Consider the following 16,356-nt stretch of genomic DNA (forward strand, 5'->3'; position numbering starts at 1 on the left):
TATCAGATTGCTTTCACCTGTTACTCTTGCGCCGCTCGACGAGCGCCCGCGACGCATTGTCGCGGCGCGTTGCCGCAAATGGCCGGGCTTTTCCGGGGGGAAAAGCCACATCAGAGCCAGGCATTCAATCTTCGAACGCCCGCCTACCTACATAAAGGAACGATCCCATGAACAGCAGTGTTGCGACAGGGATTCCGGAGCGCGTGCCCGGTTTCCTGTCCAAGGAAAGAATCATCGCCCGTCCGGGCTTCAACCGCTGGCTGGTCCCGCCTGCGGCCCTGGCCATCCACCTGTGCATCGGCATGGCCTACGGCTTCTCGGTGTTCTGGCTGCCACTCTCCCAAGCCATCGGCATCACAGCGCCCGTTGCCTGCTCGCCTGACGTAGGCTTCATCGCCCGCCTGTTCAGTGCCGAGTGCGACTGGCCGATCTCCATGCTCAGCTGGATCTACACCCTGTTCTTCGTGTTCCTCGGCTGCTCGGCCGCGGTGCTCGGCGGCTGGCTGGAGCACGCCGGCCCGCGCAAGGCCGGCCTGGTATCGGCCGTGTGCTGGTGCGGTGGCCTGCTGATCTCGGCGATCGGCATCAAGACCCACCAGCTGTGGCTGATGTGGCTGGGTTCCGGCGTCATCGGTGGTATCGGCCTGGGCCTGGGCTACATCTCGCCGGTCTCGACTCTCATCAAGTGGTTCCCGGACAAGCGCGGCATGGCCACCGGCATGGCGATCATGGGCTTCGGTGGTGGTGCCATGGTGGGTGCGCCGCTGGCCACCGCACTGATGGGCCACTTCGCCAATGGCCAGGAAGTAGGCGTATGGCAGAGCTTCGTCGCCATGGCCGCGATCTACTTCGTGTTCATGACCGCAGGTGCCCTGGCCTACCGCGTGCCACCGACCGGTTGGAAGCCTGAGGGCTGGACCCCTCCGGCGAAGAAAGCCAACACCATGGTCACCGACCGCCACGTGCACGTCAGTGTGGCCTGGAAAACCCCGCAGTTCGCACTGATCTGGCTGGTTTTGTGCCTGAACGTTTCGGCCGGTATCGGCATCATCGGCATGGCCTCCCCACTGCTGCAGGAAGTGTTCGCCGGCAAGCTGCTGGGCAACGATTTGAGCTTCAGCGAGCTGAACAGCGCGCAACTGGCACAGATCGCCGCCATCGCGGCGGGCTTCACCGGCCTGCTGAGCCTGTTCAACATCGGTGGCCGGTTCTTCTGGGCCTCGTTCTCCGACTACATCGGCCGCAAGAACACCTACTTCGCCTTCTTCGCCCTGGGCTTCGCCCTCTACGCCATGGTGCCGAACCTCGGTCACCTGGGTAACGTGGCGCTGTTCGTGGCGGCGTTCTGCGTGATCCTGTCGATGTACGGCGGCGGCTTCGCCACTGTGCCTGCCTACCTGGCCGACCTGTTCGGTACGCAGATGGTCGGTGCGATCCACGGTCGCCTGCTGACTGCCTGGGCCGCCGCTGGCGTGCTGGGCCCGGTGCTGATCACCTACCTGCGTGAGTCGCAGCTGGCCGCGGGCGTTGCCCGTGCAGCCGCCTACGACATGACCTTGTACATCCTCGCCGGCCTGCTGGTGCTGGGCTTCATCTGCAACCTGCTGGTGCGTCCAGTCGCCGACAAGTACTTCATGACCGATGCCGAGCTGGCCGCCGAGCGCGCGCTGAGCCACGACAAAGGTGCCGACAGTGCTCGTTCGTTGGAATGGCATGCCGCCCCTGGCAGCCTGCCGCTGGTGCTGATCGCCTGGGCCGTGGTGGTGATTCCGCTGGCCTGGGGTGTGTGGATCACCCTGCAGAAGACTGCGGTACTGTTCAACTGATGCCTGATGCAGCCGGCTGATTGGCTGGCTGTGATGGCCCTTTCGCGGGCAAGCCCGCTTCTGCAGGAGTCACCTCGACCTTGCAGGAGCGGACTTGCCCGCGAATGCTTTACGCCAAACACCATCTGCCGCACGTCATCCGCGTTTCAAAGCGGCGCGTTCTGGGCGTACAATGTAGCCCTTTTCGCCCAATGATTTTGCGGAGCTGGTGATGGTCGAACGTAAGGCTTCCGTCGAGCGCAACACCCTGGAAACCCAGGTCAAGTGCTCGATCAACCTCGATGGCAGTGGCAAGGCCCGATTCGATATCGGTGTGCCTTTCCTCGAACACATGCTCGACCAGATCGCCCGGCATGGGCTGATCGATCTGGACATCGAGTGCAAGGGTGACCTGCATATCGACGATCACCACACCGTGGAAGACGTCGGCATCACTCTCGGCCAGGCATTCGCCCAGGCCATCGGTGACAAGAAAGGCATCTTCCGCTACGGCCATGCCTACGTGCCGCTGGACGAAGCGCTGTCGCGCGTGGTCATCGACTTCTCTGGCCGCCCAGGCTTGCAGATGCACGTACCCTACACCCGTGCCACTGTCGGTGGCTTCGATGTCGACCTGTTCCAGGAGTTCTTCCAGGGCTTCGTCAACCACGCCCTGGTGACCCTGCATATCGATAACCTGCGCGGGCACAACACCCACCACCAGATCGAGACCGTGTTCAAGGCCTTCGGCCGCGCGCTGCGCATGGCCGTGACCCTTGACGAGCGCATGGCCGGGCAAATGCCATCCACCAAGGGATGCCTTTGATGCAGACGGTTGCGGTAATCGACTATGGCATGGGCAACCTGCACTCGGTAGCCAAGGCCCTGGAGCATGTGGGCGCCGGCAAGGTGCTGGTCACCAGCGACGCTGCGGTGATCCGCGAGGCCGACCGCGTGGTGTTCCCCGGCGTTGGCGCGATTCGCGACTGCATGGCCGAGATTCGTCGCCTGGGCTTCGACAGCCTGGTGCGTGAAGTCAGCCAGGACCGTCCGTTCCTCGGCATCTGCGTGGGCATGCAGGCGCTGCTGGAGCACAGCGAGGAGAACGACGGCGTCGATTGCATCGGCCTGTTCCCTGGCAAGGTGCGTTTCTTCGGCAAGGGCCTGGAGGAAGACGGCGAGCACCTGAAGGTGCCGCACATGGGCTGGAACCAGGTCAGCCAGTCCATCGACCACCCGCTGTGGCACGACATCCCTGAGCTTGCACGTTTCTACTTCGTGCACAGCTACTACATCGAGGCCGGCAAGCCGGGCCAGGTAGTCGGTCGTGGCCACTATGGCGTCGACTTCGCCGCCGCGCTGGCCGATGGCTCGCGCTTCGCCGTGCAGTTCCACCCGGAGAAGAGCCATACCCATGGCCTGCAGCTGCTGCAGAACTTCGCCGCCTGGGACGGGCGCTGGTAGATGAGCAAGTCGCGGACCAAGGCCCCAAGCATCACGCTTGCTCCCGAGCAGGAGCGCGAGGCGCTCGACACCCTCAAGCGCTTCCTCGAAGACCGCTTCGAGTTGCAACTGGGGTCGTTCGAGGTGGCCGAGGTCCTCGAGGTGTTCAGCAAGGAAATTGCACCCCATTACTACAACAGGGCGATTGCCGATGTTCAGCTGCACCTCAAGGAGCGGTTCGAGAGCATCGAAAGCGACCTGTGGGCGCTCGAGAAGCCCTGAATTCCAACGTTTAGACAGGTTCCCAAGATGCTGATTATTCCCGCTATCGATCTCAAGGACGGTGCCTGCGTACGCCTGCGCCAAGGCCGCATGGAAGACTCCACTGTGTTTTCCGACGACCCGGTGAGCATGGCCGCCAAGTGGGTCGAGGGTGGTTGCCGCCGCCTGCACCTGGTCGACCTGAACGGCGCCTTCGAAGGCCAGCCGGTCAACGGCGAGGTGGTTACCGCCATCGCCAAGCGCTACCCGCACCTGCCGATCCAGATCGGCGGCGGCATCCGCTCGCTGGAAACCATCGAGCATTATGTGAAGGCCGGCGTCAGCTACGTGATCATCGGCACCAAGGCGGTCAAGCAGCCGGAATTCGTCGCCGAGGCGTGCAAGGCCTTCCCGGGCAAGGTCATCGTCGGACTGGATGCCAAAGACGGCTTCGTCGCCACCGACGGCTGGGCCGAGGTCAGCTCGGTACAGGTCATCGACCTGGCCAAGCGTTTCGAGGCCGATGGCGTCTCGGCGATCGTCTACACCGACATCGCCAAGGACGGCATGATGCAGGGCTGCAACGTGCCCTTCACCAAGGCCCTGGCCGAGGCCACGTCGATTCCGGTGATCGCGTCCGGCGGCATCCACAACCTGGGCGACATCAAGGCCCTGCTGGATGCCAAGGCCCCAGGCATCATCGGCGCCATCACCGGTCGTGCCATCTACGAAGGCACCCTCGACGTCGCCGAGGCCCAGGCCTTCTGCGACAACTACCAAGGCTGAGGACCGACACATGGCACTGGCCAAGCGCATCATCCCTTGCCTGGACGTGGACAACGGCCGGGTGGTCAAGGGCGTCAAGTTCGAGAACATCCGCGATGCCGGCGACCCGGTGGAAATCGCCCGCCGTTACGACGAGCAGGGTGCCGATGAAATCACCTTCCTCGACATCACCGCGAGCGTCGATGGCCGTGACACCACCCTGCATACCGTCGAGCGCATGGCCAGCCAGGTCTTCATTCCGCTGACCGTAGGCGGTGGCGTGCGTACCGTGCAGGACATCCGCAACCTGCTCAACGCCGGTGCCGACAAGGTGTCGATCAACACCGCGGCTGTGTTCAACCCGGAGTTCGTCGGCGAAGCTGCGCAGCGCTTCGGTTCGCAGTGCATCGTCGTGGCCATCGATGCGAAGAAGGTTTCCGGGCCGGGCGAGGCGCCGCGCTGGGAAATCTTCACCCACGGCGGGCGCAAGCCGACCGGTCTGGATGCCGTGGAGTGGGCGAAGAAGATGGAAGGCCTGGGGGCTGGGGAGATCCTGTTGACCAGCATGGACCAGGACGGCATGAAGAATGGCTTCGACCTGGGCGTGACGCGGGCCATCAGCGATGCGCTGGGGATCCCGGTGATTGCCTCGGGTGGCGTGGGTAACCTGCAGCACCTGGCCGACGGAATCCTGGAGGGGCATGCCAGCGCGGTGCTGGCGGCGAGCATCTTCCATTTCGGCGAATACACCGTGCCGGAGGCCAAGGCCTACATGGCTTCGCGCGGGATCGTCGTTCGTTGATAAACCTGCAGGCCCCCACTGCTCTCAGGAGCGACAAAGCACCTGTGGGAGCGGGTTTACCCGCGAAGAATCCAACGCGGTGTATGGCCGGGGCTTTACGCCCCGGTTCGCGGGTATGGAGTATTCCTTGAGGGCCGCGCAGCGGCCCCAATGGCATTACCCGTGGTTCTTGCCGAGCAACGCGTGATAGAGCTCGGTATCCCCGAGAATACCCACCACCTTGTCGTTGTCCTGCAACACCAGCTTGTTGCCGGTCTGATAACGAATCTGCAACGCCTCGCGCATGCCGATATCGGCATTCACCAGGGTCGGCAGCCGGCCCAGTTCTTCCACATCCTGCCCCGGCGCCCAGGCTTGCAGGTCCAGGCCGTTCTGGCCTTGGCGCGCACGCTTGATCGAGTTGCCCTCGCCAAGGTCCAGCCAGGAATCGCCGCCTGGGTCCAGGCAGACCGAGCCATTGATGCGCTTGCAGTTGTCCAGGCTGCGCATCAGGCTGCGGCCGCACAGCACGTTCAGTGGGTTGGTGTGAGCGACGAAGGTACGCACATAGTCGTCGGCCGGGTTCAGCACGATGTCCTCGGGCTTGCTGTACTGGATGATCCGCCCGTCCTTCATGATGGCAATGCGGCTACCGAGCTTTAGCGCTTCGTCCAGGTCGTGGCTGACGAACACGATGGTCTTGCTCAGCTTGCGTTGCAGCTCCAGCAACTCGTCCTGCAAGCCCTGGCGGATCAGCGGGTCGAGGGCCGAGAACGGTTCGTCCATCAGCAGGATGTCGGCGTCCATCGCCAGCGCCCGGGCCAGGCCCACGCGCTGCTGCATGCCGCCAGAGAGTTCGTCGGGCTTCTTGTTGCGCCACTGGGTCAGGCCCACCAGCTCCAGCTTCTCGTCCACCAGCTTGCGCCGCTCCTTCTCGGGGCGGCCCTGCATTTCCAGACCGAAGCTGATGTTCTCGCGCACCGTCAGCCAGGGCATCAGGGCGAACTTCTGGAAAACCATGGCGATGCGCTTGGTGCGCATCATCTTCAGCTCCGCCGGGGTGCAGTGGGCGACGTCGATGTCCTTGCCTTCGTGCTCGATGAACAGCTTGCCGCGGCTGACGGTGTTCAGGCCGTTGATGCAGCGCAGCAGGCTCGACTTGCCCGAGCCGGACAAGCCCATCAGTACGCAGATCTCGCCCTTGTTGATCTCCAGGTTGGCCTTCTCGACACCGACCACCAGGCCCGTCTGCTTGAGGATTTCCTCGCGGGTCTTGCCCTGGTCGAGCAGGCTCAGGGCCTCGCGTGGCTTGTTGGAGAAGATGACGTCGACATCTTCGAAGCGAATGATGCTCATGCTTCACTCCTTGCCGGCAGTTCCGGTTGCTTGCAGATACGGTCGAGCATGATTGCCAGCAGCACGATTGCCAGGCCTGCCTCGAAGCCCAGGGAAATGTCGGCGGTGTTCAGTGCGTTGACCACGGGTTTGCCCAGGCCGTCGGCGCCCACCAGGGCGGCGATCACCACCATCGACAGCGACAGCATGATGCATTGGGTGACGCCAGCGGCGATGCTTGGCATGGCGTGGGGTAGTTCGATGCGCGTCAGCAACTGGCGGCGCGAGCAGCCGAAGGCCTTGCCGGCGTCCAGCAGTTCCTGCGGCACGTCGCAGATGCCCAGGTAAGTGAGGCGGATGGGCGCCGCGATGGCGAACACCACGGTGGAAATCAGCCCCGGCACTACGCCCAGGCCGAACAGCGTCAGGGTGGGGATCAGGTAGACGAAGGTGGGGACCGTCTGCATCAGGTCCAGCACCGGGCGCATGGCGGTGTAGAACATCGGCTTGTGCGCGGCGACGATGCCCAGCGGCACGCCGATGGCCACGCAGACCACGGTGGCGAAGGTGACTTGCGCGAGGGTTTCCATGGTTTCCTGCCAGTACCCCAGGTTGAGGATCAGCAGGAACGACAAGGCGACGAAGACGGTGAGTGCCCACTTGCGTTGGATCAGGTGTGCCAGGGCGGCGAACAGGGCGACGAGTACGTAGGGGTTGAACCAGGTCAGGGCGCTGGTGACCCCATGGATCATGAATTCCAGGCCTTGGGCGATTGCATCGAAGTAATCGGCGCCGTTCTGGGTCAACCATTCGACGAATGAGGCGATGTACTGCCCCAGGGGTATTTTCTGATCGATAAGCATGATAGCGAGCTTCCACCTGCAAGATTGAAATCAGTCCGGGGCGAGCACGGTCTCGCCCCGCGGTAGTGCCTACAGCTACTGCGCCAGCTTGGCCTTGGCCGCCTCCAGGCCTGGCTTGCCGTCGACGGTGGTCACCCCGGCGAGCCACGCATCGAGCTTGCCTGGGTTGTCCTTGAGCCACTTCCTGGCGGCAGCGTCGGGCTTCATCTTGTCGTCCAGGACGTAGCCCATCATGGTGCTTTCGTCCTTGAGCTCGAACGACAGGTTCTTCAGCAGTTGCCCGACGTTGCTGCACTCCTGTGCATAGCCCTTGCGGGTGTTGGTCAAGACAGTCGCCTTGCCCAGTTCAGGGCCGAAGAATTCATCGCCACCGGTGAGGTACTGCATCTTGAAGCGGGTGTTCATCGGGTGCGGTTCCCAGCCGAGGAACACGATCGCTTCACCGCGCTTCTGTGCCCGGTCGACCTGCGACAGCATGCCGGCCTCGCTCGACTGCACGATCTTGAAGCCGGCGTCCTTCAGGCCGAAGGCGTTCTTGTCGATCATGCTCTGGATGGTGCGGTTGCCGTCGTTGCCCGGCTCGATGCCGTAGATCTTGCCGTCCAGTTCCTTCTTGAACTTGGAAATGTCGGCGAAATCCTTCAGGCCCTTGTCATACAGCGCCTGGGGCACGGCCAAGGTGTACTTGGCGTTTTCCAGGTTGGCGCGCACGGTTTCGACCGTACCGGCATCGCGGTACTGCTTGATGTCGTTCTCCATGGTCGGCATCCAGTTGCCGAGGAACACATCCAGATCCTTGCCACTGGCCAGCGACTTGTAGGTCACCGGCACCGAGATCATGGTGGTGTGGGTCTTGTAGCCCAGGGCTTCGAGCACGACGCTGGTCGTGGCCGTCGTCACGGTGATGTCGGTCCAGCCGACATCCGAGAAGCGGACCGTCTGACATTGTTCGGGCTCCGCTGCCTGGGCCAGCAACGGTGCAGCGAGCAACGCAACCAGGGTGTGTGCGAAAAGTCGCTGCGCAGGAACTTTTCGTACGAAACCCAGCAACAGCGAGGGTGAACCTTTCATAGGTGAGGACTCCTGTGATTTTTTCTTCGGGTTCGCGGGGGCCGCCGGGCCTTCTTCGGGCTACCGTTCGACCGGGCCTGCAGAGGGCAGGTTGCGAGGCCGTGCAATACGAGTCGCTTTCGATAATCCACCAGCGTTGGGCAATCGCCTACTGGTAGGGTCGTAACCAGTGCAGGACAGGTCGCATCCAGTACGGGCAATGTCGCATATGGTGTTTTCCACCTCCCAGGCCCGCACTTTGCGTCCCACCCGCAGCGAAAAACGGCCAAGCGAGGCCGGGTTCAGCAGGGCGCGGCTGGACAAAAGTACGTCGGTTGCAGACGGCGTGGGGCGGGGTAAAAGCCTGATGATGCGCTCATTCACGGCAGCTCGCCGGTAACAGCCTAGCACCTGCAAGCGCCGCTACACGGCCTGTGCAGACAAGCCCATCAAGAGGTGATTCGACAATGGCCATCAGCGTGTTCGACCTGTTCAAGATCGGTGTCGGGCCTTCCAGCTCGCACACCGTCGGCCCCATGCGCGCTGCGGCGCTGTTCGTCCAGGGCCTGCGTGAACGCGGCGAGCTGGAGCAGGTACGACGTATCGAAGTGCGCCTGTATGGATCGCTGTCGGCCACGGGCGTCGGCCATGGCACCGACAACGCCACCATCATGGGCTTGATGGGCGAATGGCCGGACTCGATAGACCCCACGCAGATCAGCCCACGCATCGCCGACCTGCGCGAAACCAACACCTTGCAGCTCGACAAGCGCCTGCCCATCGAATTCGTCTGGGCCCGCGACATGCTGCTGCTGGACGAGAACCTGCCGTACCACCCCAATGCCATGACCTTGATCGCCGAAGGCGGCCACGGCGAGCTGCACCGCGACACTTACTACTCGGTCGGCGGCGGCTTCGTGGTCGATGAGGCGCAGGCTGCCAGTGGCGTGCTGGACGCCGACCAGACCGTGCTGCCCTACGATTTCAACAGCGCCGCCGAACTGCTGCGGCTGTGCAAGCAAAACGACATGCGTGTGTCGCAATTGATGATGGCCAACGAACGGGTCTGGCGCAGCGATGCCGAGATCCGCGCTGGCCTGCTCAAGCTTTGGGACGCCATGCAGGAATGCGTGAACAACGGCCTGAAATACGAAGGCACGTTGCCCGGCGGGCTCAATGTGCGCCGCCGCGCGGCCAAGCTGCACCGAAGTTTGCAGGAACTGGGCAAGCCCAACGTGATCGGCTCGACCATGAGTGCCATGGAATGGGTCAACCTGTATGCCCTGGCGGTCAACGAAGAGAATGCCGCAGGCGGACGCATGGTCACCGCGCCCACCAACGGCGCGGCGGGCATCATTCCGGCGGTGCTGCACTACTACATGCGTTTCTCCGACGTTGTGGATGAGTCCAACGTGGTGGAGTTCTTCCTCGGTGCGGCGGCAGTGGGCATCCTGTGCAAGAAGAATGCGTCCATTTCCGGGGCCGAGGTCGGTTGCCAGGGCGAGGTCGGCTCGGCCTGTGCCATGGCGGCTGCCGGCCTGGCCGAAGTGCTCGGCGCCACCCCGGCGCAGCTGGAGAACGCCGCCGAAATTGCTTTGGAACACAACCTGGGGCTGACCTGCGACCCGGTCGGCGGGTTGGTGCAGGTGCCATGCATCGAGCGCAACGCCATCGCTGCGGTGAAGGCGATCAACGCCGTGCAGATGGCCCTGCGTGGCGACGGCGAGCATTTCATTTCCCTCGACCAGGTGATCCGCACCATGCGCGATACCGGCGCCGACATGCACGACAAGTATAAAGAGACCTCGCGCGGCGGCCTTGCGGTCAACGCCATCGAGTGCTGATGCGCCGGTTTGGCACCGTCTGCGGTGCCATGCCACTTTTTGGCGCGCAGGCCCCCGTCGACCGGCGGTCGGGTGTCGCTACCAGAGGTGTCATTGTCGGTGACACTCAAGAATGTCGTTTCTGGGCAACCTTCCCACAAGTGCTACCGAATTGCTCAGCAGTGACAGGCAACGGCGCTGGCACGGCGCTTTGCGCCAAGCGCACAACACTCCAGGAAAAGCCCTACAAGACGAGTGGCAACGTCGTTTTTGGTTTTTTTTGGATGGCCGTTCAACTTCCGGCACGGCGTTTGCGTTGAGATTGGCAAAGCCCCTGCATACGAACTGGGGCAATTACAAGAAAAACGGTGCCCGCCTGAGGCACGCCCTGCATTTGTGTGAGGAGAAACCGCGATGACGTCGTACACCTCCGGGAACCCAACCCAGAACCGCACAGCCCCCCAGTCCATCGGCTTTCTCCTGCTGGACAATTTCACCCTCATTTCCCTGGCGTCTGCGGTCGAGCCGCTGCGCATGGCCAACCAGCTTTCGGGCCGCGAGCTGTACCGCTGGCATACCCTGACCGTCGACGGCGGCCAGGTGTGGGCCAGCGATGGTTTGCAGATCACCCCGGACGCGGCCATGCACAGCGCCCCGCCGATCGACACGGTGATCGTCTGCGGCGGCGTGGGCATCCAGCGCACCGTTACCCGCGAGCATGTGACCTGGCTGCAGGCCCAGGCCCGTCAGTCGCGCAGGCTTGGCGCGGTGTGCACAGGCAGCTGGGCGCTGGCCTGCGCCGGACTGCTCGATGGCTTCGATTGCAGCGTGCACTGGGAATGCCTGGCGGCCATGCAGGAGGCCTTCCCGCGGGTGAACATGAGCACCCGCCTGTTCACGCTCGACCGCAATCGCTTCACCAGCTCTGGCGGCACCGCGCCGCTGGACATGATGCTGCACCTGATCAGCCGCGACCATGGCCGCGAGCTGTCGGCGGCAATCTCGGAGATGTTCGTCTACGAGCGCATCCGCAACGAGCAGGACCACCAGCGCGTGCCGCTCAAGCACATGCTCGGTACCAACCAGCCCAAGCTGCAGGAAATCGTCGCGCTGATGGAGGCCAACCTGGAAGAGCCGATCGACCTGGACGAGCTGGCGGTGTATGTGTCGGTATCGCGTCGGCAGCTCGAGCGCCTGTTCCAGAAGTACCTGCATTGCTCGCCGTCGCGCTACTACCTGAAGCTGCGCCTGATTCGCGCACGGCAGTTGCTCAAGCAGACGCCGATGTCGATCATCGAAGTGGCATCGGTGTGTGGGTTCGTCTCAACGCCGCACTTCTCCAAGTGCTACCGCGAGTACTTCGGCATTCCGCCGCGTGACGAGCGCGTGGGCTCCAACACTGCCCAGCAGGTAGCGATGATGCCGATTCCCCAGGCCATGACGTTGTCGCCGCACAGTGGGCCAATGGCGGCGCTGAGCCAGGCACGCAACGAGTCGACCTTTGCCAGCGTGAGGCTCTGAACGAGCCGTTCCCGAGAGCGATGGTGAGCCTGTAGGAGCGGGCCCGCTCCTACAGGAATGCGGTGAACCGGTATCAGGGGCGGCTGTTGAACTGCGCCAGGGCTGGCAGCAGTTGCTTGTCGATGGCCTGGCGCACGGCTGGAAGAATGGTGGCGCTGCCGGTGTACATCTGCTCGACCATGCCTTTCAACGCCCTTGCGTTGGGCTCGGTCAAACCGCGTACCACCGTTTCACATGCCTGCTCGGCACTGGCCCCGGCAGGAATGTCGAAACCGCGCGCGCGCAGTTGGCCGGCGAGGTCGTCCTGGTCAATCAAATCCGCATGCATCATGGTTTTTATCCTTCTCGCTGCTGTGGTCTGCAACCGATTCTGTGACCAAGCCAACAGCCCGGCAACTACAGAATGTCGCGATGGCTGCTTTGGCTAAGAACAGGTCGCTTCCGGCTAAATCGCAAGACAGGGGAGCGTGCACACTGAAGTCATTCACCGCACCCGAGGGCTTGGTCACCCTCATTCAGGCACAGTGGATGTTGCTCGCTCTCGCACCCCGGTAGCTCACGGCTTTCCGGGGTTTTTTTGTGTCGGCACTGACATTTTTGTCAGTTGCGACGTTTGCAAGACGCCACCTAAATGTGGGCTTCAAGCACATTGAGGTGAGCTCATGAACACAAGATCAGGGACGATTCCAGCCATGCTGTTGGTAGCGCTGTGCGCCGCAGGTGCCGCCAACGCATCCGAGCCTACGAGCGCTTCTACGGGGATACTCTTCGAGCTTGCGGGTGACCACGACCTGCAAGCGCTTCAGGGAAGCTCAGGTATCTACCCGCAACTGCAAGCGTTGCTCAGCGACCCGGCAAGCGCGCAAGTGCAGGTGGTCAAGGTCAATGCCGCATCGATCAGCCCGTCCACCAAGACGTTGCGAGTGCCGCTAAGCCAAGGCAAGGCCGTGACCTTCCGGCTCAGACGAGCCGACCCGCCCGCTCCGGGCATGGAGGGCTGGGTGGGCGATGTGCTGAAGCAGCCTGACCAGAAAACCTCCCCAGGTGAGGTTGATTTCGACCCGTTCACCTGGGTTTCGCTGGTGCGCAACGGCGACCAGATCGTCGGAAGCATCAATGTCGATGGCCAGGCTTATCGCTTGGCGTACGTCGGCGCTGGGCAGCATGTGCTGGTCAAGCTTGACGCCTCCAAAGGCCCTTCCGAAAGCGAGCCGGAACTGAGCGAGGTGCTCAAGCAAGCCGCTGCTGCCAAGACGCCGAAGTCGGCGCATAGCACCATCCGCGTGCTGTTCTTCACCACCAAGGAACGGCGCATGAAAACCCCTAATTACCAGGCGAACCTGGCGGCTGCGATGCAGGACGCCAACCAGGTGATGATCAATTCGCGGGTTCCGGTGACATTCGAGATGGCGGGGAGTGTCGACTCTGACTACGAGGAAGGTACGAAGACCGGCGTTCAACAGTTCGATGACTTCAAGACACCGGGCCGAGCGCTGAACCAGGAAGTGGTGCGCATGCGCCAATACCTGTTGGCCGACCTGGTGAGTTTGTACACCTCATACCCGGGCACAGGTGGCCAAGTCGCCGGGGGGGGCTATTCGATCATTGGGAGCTGGGAAACCCTGGCCCATGAGTTTGGGCATCATCTGGGCGCGGCGCACGGTTGGAACGGAACGTCACCAGGCTACCACCACGGATACCAGCATGAATTGCCGAAGTTTCACACCCGCATGGTGACCACCTGGGGCTCGATTCCCTACTTCTCCAGCCCAAACCTTTACTACCAAGGCATTCGGATAGGTACGCCCGAGCACCATGATGTCGTGCGTACCATCAATGAGCGCCGGGAGGGTGTGGAAAACACCTATCCGGCACCCAGCACCGTACCTTTGGTCACGTTGTATGAGCGAAGCAACTTCTCGGGTAACAGTTGCAAGCTTTATCTTCAACGCAACAAGCTAGTGGCGGTGGGCGACACCTATTGCCGTTCGGTGATGGGCAGCCCTTACTCGCTGAAGGTCAGTAATTTCAGGTCGGGGCACAAGCTCTGCGTGCGCAATGCCGACGACTCGCGCAACCGCTGTTTCTCGGGCGCTTACCAAGGTGATTTCGAGGTCAGGAACCTTGACGTACAAGGCGGCCTGCCTGAGGGGTTGACCCGCACCGCCAAGGGCTACCCCATGAACGGTGCGGTGACTCATATACAGGATGAGTGAGGCTAACGCTGTGGCAGCCCCATTACTCGGCCAACGAACTCCGCGTGGGGCTGGTCACTTTGCGTATCCACCAACCCTTGCAGCAACTGCCCGCTGCGCTCGCTGAACGGCGCCGACTTCGGCCCCGCCAGGTCCACGTGTAGCAGCATCTGTTCGCTCGCCGAGAGGGCTTCGCTGAAACCCTCGCGGTGTAGCGTGTGGTAGAGGTGCAGGCGCTTCTTGTCGAAGCCGATGATTTGCGTCTGCACCCACACCTCGGTGCCGAGTTTCACCTCGTGCAGGTAGTTGATGTGCGCCTCCAGGGTGAACAACGAGTGGCCGCTTTGCCCACGGCTGTCGGCATCCAGGCCGATACGCTCCATCAATGCGTCGGTGGCGTAGCTGAAAATCAGCAGGTAGAAGGCGTCGCGCAGGTGCCCGTTGTAGTCGACCCAGTCCTCCTGGACTGGGGTGCGGTAGGTAATCAGTGCGGGCATCGTCGCCTCCTCAGTCGCCGAACGCCATGCCGTGCTTGGCCTTGCTGTTCTTCACCGCTTCCAGCACGGCCAGCAGGGTGTCGTCGCGGTAGCGCTCCAGCGCGGTAATGCTGCGTTCGCCCAGTTGCTCGCTGGTGCCGTCGACCACGTCGTCGATCAGCTTGTCGGTCAGTTCCGGCGCGGGCAGGTAGGTCCAGGGCAGTTTCAGCGCCGGGCCGAACTGCGACATGAAGTGGCGCATGCCGGCATCGCCACCGGCCAGGGTATAGGTCAGGAAGGTGCCCATGAACGACCAGCGCAGGCCGGCGCCGAAACGGATCGCGTCGTCGATTTCGCCCGTGCTGGCCACGCCGTCGTTGACCAGGTGCAGGGCCTCGCGCCACAGCGCTTCGAGCAGGCGGTCGGCGATGAAGCCGGGCACTTCCTTGCGTACGTGCAGTGGGCGCATGCCCAGAGCCGTATAGATGGTTTTCGCGGCTTCGATGGCCTCGGGGGCGGTGTTCTTGCCGCCGACGATTTCCACCAGCGGCAACAGGTACACCGGGTTGAAGGGGTGGCCGACCACGCAGCGCTCAGGGTGGCTGGATGACTCGTAGAACTCGCTGGGCAGCAGGCCCGAGGTGCTGGAGCCGATGATAGCGTTGGGCTTGGCCGCGGCGCTGATCTTGGCATGCAGGTCGAGCTTCAGCTCCAGACGCTCTGGGGCACTTTCCTGGATGAAGTCGGCGTCGCGCACGCATTCCTCGATGGTGGCCACGAACGTCAGGCGATCTTGCGCCGCGCCTGGGGCCAGGCCTTGTTTTTCCAGGGCTGGCCAGGCGTTGGCGATGCGCTTGCGCAGGGCCTGCTCGGCGCCGGGAGCTGGGTCCCAGGCGACCACGTCCAGGCCGTGGGCCAAGGCGCGGGCCACCCAGCCGCTGCCGATCACGCCACTACCCAGGGCGGCGAAGGTTTTGATTTCGGTGATGAAGGACATTGCGTGCAACTCCTGAAAGTAAGGCTTAGCGGCGCTTGAGGTTCATTTTTGCCCGGCCTTCGGCAGGGGTAAGCACGCGGGCGCCAAGGCGCGAGATGATCTCTACCGCGCGCTCGACCAACTGGCCGTTGCTGGCCAGCACGCCGCGGTCCAGGTACAGGTTGTCTTCCAGGCCCACGCGCACGTTGCCGCCGAGCAGTACCGCCTGGGCGGCCATCGGCATCTGCATGCGGCCGATGCCGAAGCCTGCCCAGGTGACATTGGCCGGCAGGTTGTCGACCATCGCCTTCATGGTGGTGGTGTCGGCCGGCGCGCCCCAAGGGATGCCCAGGCACAGCTGGAACAGTGGGTCTTCGAGCAGGCCTTCTTTCATCATCTGCTTGGCGAACCACAGGTGGCCGGTGTCGAAGATTTCCAGTTCGGCCTTCACACCCAGCTCGGTGATGCGCTTGGCCCCGGCGCGCAGTTGCGCGGGGGTGGAAACGTAGATGGCGTTGCCGTCGCCGAAGTTGAGGGTGCCGCAGTCCAGGGTGCAGATTTCCGGCAGCAGGGCTTCGACGTGGGCCAGGCGCTCCAGCGGGCCGACCAGGTCGGTAGCGGCGCCGAACTCCATGGGCGATTCGCCCGGGCCGATCTCCAGGTCGCCGCCCATACCGGCGGTGAGGTTGACGATGATGTCCACGTCGGCCTCGCGGATACGCTCCATCACCTCGCGGTACAGGTTCACGTCACGGCTGAAGCGCCCGGTCTCGGGGTCGCGGACATGGCAGTGGACGACCGTGGCACCGGCCTTGGCGGCCTCCACGGCGGCGTCGGCTATCTGCTTCGGGGTCACCGGCACCAGGTGGCTCTTGGCGACGGTGTCGCCGGCACCGGTCAGTGCGCAGGTGATGATGACGTCATGGTTCATGGGCAAATCCTTCAGGCATGTCTTTGGGGGCGGTGTTGTCTTTTTCGCGGGTGAACCCGCTCCCACAGGATCTGCACCGATCCTGAGTGTTGTGCAGTCATGTGGGAGCGGGTTTGCCCGCGAAGGGGCGT

16 protein-coding genes are annotated in these 16,356 nt (G+C 63.1%); 9 read left to right on the plus strand and 7 right to left on the minus strand.

All coding sequences use genetic code 11. From position 1 onward, the window contains the following. Positions 1–167: 167 nt before the first annotated feature. The 6 genes from RAC97_RS09565 (at position 168) to hisF (ending at position 5,076) form a co-directional block, all read left to right on the plus strand. Entirely contained in the window at positions 168–1,826 is a 1,659-nt protein-coding gene (locus RAC97_RS09565) for an OFA family MFS transporter (RefSeq protein WP_379671448.1), read from the plus strand. 211 nt (positions 1,827–2,037) lie between these two features. Beyond that, positions 2,038–2,631, plus strand: coding sequence for an imidazoleglycerol-phosphate dehydratase HisB (gene hisB / locus RAC97_RS09570; protein WP_027907596.1), 594 nt, complete (start codon positions 2,038–2,040; stop codon positions 2,629–2,631). Then, complete coding sequence (hisH, locus tag RAC97_RS09575) at positions 2,631–3,269, plus strand: imidazole glycerol phosphate synthase subunit HisH (protein WP_379671449.1); 639 nt, start codon at positions 2,631–2,633, stop codon at positions 3,267–3,269. Before hisB ends, hisH begins: the two co-directional genes overlap by 1 nt. Beyond that, entirely contained in the window at positions 3,270–3,530 is a 261-nt protein-coding gene (locus tag RAC97_RS09580; protein WP_379671450.1) for a DUF2164 domain-containing protein, read from the plus strand. It begins immediately after the preceding gene. A gap of 27 nt (positions 3,531–3,557) precedes the next feature. Next, positions 3,558–4,295 carry a 1-(5-phosphoribosyl)-5-[(5-phosphoribosylamino)methylideneamino]imidazole-4-carboxamide isomerase gene (gene hisA, locus RAC97_RS09585; protein ID WP_275635842.1) on the plus strand — a complete coding sequence of 246 codons (738 nt, stop codon included), beginning with the start codon at positions 3,558–3,560 and terminating at the stop codon, positions 4,293–4,295. Between the two features lie 10 nt (positions 4,296–4,305). Next, entirely contained in the window at positions 4,306–5,076 is a 771-nt protein-coding gene (hisF, locus tag RAC97_RS09590; RefSeq protein ID WP_379671451.1) for an imidazole glycerol phosphate synthase subunit HisF, read from the plus strand. A 156-nt stretch (positions 5,077–5,232) separates the two neighbouring features. Here the strand turns inward: hisF and choV are convergent, their stop codons facing one another. The 3 genes from choV to RAC97_RS09605 all read right to left on the minus strand — a co-directional run bounded on the left by choV (position 5,233) and on the right by RAC97_RS09605 (position 8,324). Next, on the minus strand, positions 5,233–6,411 hold the full coding sequence (gene choV / locus RAC97_RS09595) for a choline ABC transporter ATP-binding protein (protein WP_379671452.1): 1,179 nt from the start codon (positions 6,409–6,411) through the stop codon (positions 5,233–5,235). Continuing rightward, positions 6,408–7,256: a choline ABC transporter permease subunit gene (gene choW, locus RAC97_RS09600; RefSeq protein WP_379671484.1), complete on the minus strand. Its 849-nt coding sequence runs from the start codon at positions 7,254–7,256 to the stop codon at positions 6,408–6,410. Before choW ends, choV begins: the two co-directional genes overlap by 4 nt. Before the next feature lie 72 nt (positions 7,257–7,328). After that, positions 7,329–8,324, minus strand: coding sequence for a choline ABC transporter substrate-binding protein (locus tag RAC97_RS09605; protein ID WP_379671453.1), 996 nt, complete (start codon positions 8,322–8,324; stop codon positions 7,329–7,331). A 446-nt stretch (positions 8,325–8,770) separates the two neighbouring features. Here RAC97_RS09605 and RAC97_RS09610 point away from each other — a divergent pair, with 446 nt between their 5' ends. After that, the gene (locus RAC97_RS09610; protein ID WP_379671454.1) at positions 8,771–10,147 is read left to right on the plus strand and encodes an L-serine ammonia-lyase; all 1,377 of its coding nucleotides are present in this window, start codon (positions 8,771–8,773) and stop codon (positions 10,145–10,147) included. A gap of 393 nt (positions 10,148–10,540) precedes the next feature. Continuing rightward, positions 10,541–11,647: a GlxA family transcriptional regulator gene (locus tag RAC97_RS09615; protein ID WP_054886700.1), complete on the plus strand. Its 1,107-nt coding sequence runs from the start codon at positions 10,541–10,543 to the stop codon at positions 11,645–11,647. Positions 11,648–11,720: 73 nt separating this feature from the next. Here the strand turns inward: RAC97_RS09615 and RAC97_RS09620 are convergent, their stop codons facing one another. Beyond that, complete coding sequence (locus tag RAC97_RS09620; protein ID WP_379671455.1) at positions 11,721–11,978, minus strand: hypothetical protein; 258 nt, start codon at positions 11,976–11,978, stop codon at positions 11,721–11,723. A gap of 331 nt (positions 11,979–12,309) precedes the next feature. On the opposite strand from RAC97_RS09620, the gene RAC97_RS09625 reads away from it, so the two are divergent. Continuing rightward, positions 12,310–13,863 carry a reprolysin-like metallopeptidase gene (locus tag RAC97_RS09625; RefSeq protein ID WP_379671456.1) on the plus strand — a complete coding sequence of 518 codons (1,554 nt, stop codon included), beginning with the start codon at positions 12,310–12,312 and terminating at the stop codon, positions 13,861–13,863. A 2-nt stretch (positions 13,864–13,865) separates the two neighbouring features. On the opposite strand, the gene RAC97_RS09630 is transcribed toward RAC97_RS09625, so the two are convergent. The 3 genes from RAC97_RS09630 to RAC97_RS09640 are packed head-to-tail and all read right to left on the minus strand — an operon-like array spanning position 13,866 to position 16,225. Beyond that, positions 13,866–14,339, minus strand: a complete 474-nt coding sequence (locus RAC97_RS09630; RefSeq protein ID WP_379671457.1) for a thioesterase family protein — start codon at positions 14,337–14,339, stop codon at positions 13,866–13,868. A gap of 10 nt (positions 14,340–14,349) precedes the next feature. Next, positions 14,350–15,315 carry an L-carnitine dehydrogenase gene (locus tag RAC97_RS09635; RefSeq protein WP_379671458.1) on the minus strand — a complete coding sequence of 322 codons (966 nt, stop codon included), beginning with the start codon at positions 15,313–15,315 and terminating at the stop codon, positions 14,350–14,352. 25 nt (positions 15,316–15,340) lie between these two features. Further along, positions 15,341–16,225: a 3-keto-5-aminohexanoate cleavage protein gene (locus RAC97_RS09640; RefSeq protein ID WP_379671459.1), complete on the minus strand. Its 885-nt coding sequence runs from the start codon at positions 16,223–16,225 to the stop codon at positions 15,341–15,343. Positions 16,226–16,356: the final 131 nt, after the last annotated feature.

The organism is Pseudomonas sp. LS_2 (assembly GCF_042709235.1).
In the GTDB taxonomy this organism is placed as follows: domain Bacteria; phylum Pseudomonadota; class Gammaproteobacteria; order Pseudomonadales; family Pseudomonadaceae; genus Aquipseudomonas.